Below are 1,447 nucleotides of genomic sequence, written 5' to 3'. Positions count from 1 at the left end.
CAGTAACTCTAAACAGCTTATCCACAGGGCCATCCCATGGCTTTGTGTACAGTTTAAAAGCTCTGACTAAATTTTGATCAGCACGCTGTAAGCCTTGATTTAACTGCCTTTCAGCTAAGCCTCCCCAGCTTATCCACAAGCCCATACAGTTGCAGAGTGGATAACACCCGCACAGACATCAAATGGCATTTCATACTGAGCAGGAACACACACTATACAAGTGTGCTTGTGCCTCAAATGGCACTGCAACACGGAGCAATTACCCTGCTAAGAATTCGCCATGCTGTGGATAAGCCTCTCATGGGTTGTATTCCACATTGAATGAGCACAGCAAAATAGAAGCGATGTGTCTCAGTTGTGCACAACCGAGGCTGTTGATCATTTAATATACAACCCTCTGTAAGCCTTGTATTTAAAGGCGTATAGACAAGGTTAAACAGCTTATCCACAGCACCATGCACGCAAAGGGTGGATAAAAGACGAGTTATCCACTGCCATGCTGCACGCTCATAAGAGCCGTTTTTAGCTTTGGAATTGTGCTGCATATTAACAGGGCTCCATTACCGTGCTGATCAGTCAGCCCAGTTGTTGTGACGGAGTACTGTAGACAATCCCCCTATTGGGTTGATTTTTTACGCTGTGGATAAACTGAGCGCGGGTTTGCTGAAAAAGACTGCTCAAAAAATAAACACCTTGCTGTAAGTCACGTAGAATCAGGTGTTGCAGTAACTCTAAACAGCTTATCCACAGGGCCATCCCATGGCTTTGTGTACAGTTTAAAAGCTTTGACTAAATTTTGATCAGCACGCTGTAAGCCTTGATTTGACTGACCTTCAGCTAAGCCTCCCCAGCTTATCCACAAGCCCATACAGTTGCAGAGTGGATAACACCCGCACAGACATCAAATGGCATTTCATACTGAGCAGGAACACACACACTATACAAGTGTGCTTGTGCCTCAAATGGCACTGCAACACGGAGCAATTACCCTGCTAAGAATTCGCCATGCTGTGGATAAGACTCTCATGGGTTGTATTCCACATTGAATGAGCACAGCAAAATAGAAGCGATGTGTCTCAGTTGTGCACAACCGAGGCTGTTGATCATTTAATATACAACCCTCTGTAAGCCTTGTATTTAAAGGCGTATAGACAAGGTTAAACAGCTTATCCACAGCACCATGCACGCAAAGGGTGGATAAAAGACGAGTTATCCACTGCCATGCTACACGCTCATAAGAGCCGTTTTTAGCTTTGGAGTTGTGCTGCATATTAACAGGGCTCCATTACCGTGCTGATCAGTCAGCCCAGTTGTTGTGACGGAGTACTGTAGACAATCCCCCTATTGGGTTGATTTTTTACGCTGTGGATAAACTGAGCGCGGGTTTGCTGAAAAAGACTGCTCAAAAAATAAACACCTTGCTGTAAGTCACGTAGAATCAGGTGTT

1 protein-coding gene is annotated in these 1,447 nt (G+C 44.9%); it reads right to left on the bottom strand.

The features are described from left to right. Window positions 1-703: 703 nt before the first annotated feature. Window positions 704-868, bottom strand: a complete 165-nt coding sequence (locus TOI97_RS13145; protein WP_321554578.1) for a hypothetical protein — start codon at window positions 866-868, stop codon at window positions 704-706. Window positions 869-1,447 lie beyond the last annotated feature (579 nt).

This window comes from Denitrificimonas halotolerans (assembly GCF_034259425.1).
GTDB classification, from domain to species: domain Bacteria; phylum Pseudomonadota; class Gammaproteobacteria; order Pseudomonadales; family Pseudomonadaceae; genus Denitrificimonas; species Denitrificimonas halotolerans.
Note: the sequence above shows the minus strand (reverse complement) of the source record. Positions and strands in the feature narration are given on the sequence as shown.